The sequence below is a fragment of the Chromohalobacter sp. HP20-39 genome (assembly GCF_033052815.1).
In the GTDB taxonomy this organism is placed as follows: domain Bacteria; phylum Pseudomonadota; class Gammaproteobacteria; order Pseudomonadales; family Halomonadaceae; genus Chromohalobacter.
Window position 1 is genome coordinate 1 of record NZ_JAWHTP010000427.1, and the last position, 311, is coordinate 311.

Genomic DNA, 311 nt, shown 5'->3' on the forward strand with positions numbered 1-311 from the left:
CATCGCGTATATTGATAATACTGCGGTTTATGTCTTCACTTACTGCTCCCTGCTGCTCGACCGCAGTCGCTATTTGCGCGTTCATGTCGGTAATTTCGTTAACGCGTTGGCCAATTCCATCAAGAGCTGTAGCTGCTTCCTCTGCGTGAGCTACACTCGTGTGCGCTTGCCGACTACTTTGCTCCATGACTGTAACAGCGGATTGCGCTCGCTCTTGTAGAGCGCTGATCATGCTTTGAATATCCGTTGTCGATTGCTGTGTGCGAGCAGCAAGACTGCGAACCTCATCGGCGACAACAGCAAAACCACGC

Annotated in this window: 1 protein-coding gene; it reads right to left on the bottom strand. The window is 51.4% G+C overall.

Translation table 11 applies throughout. The features are described 5' to 3' along the window. The coding region (locus RVY79_RS18670; protein ID WP_317466042.1) for a methyl-accepting chemotaxis protein at window positions 1-311 on the bottom strand (311 nt) is incomplete at both ends.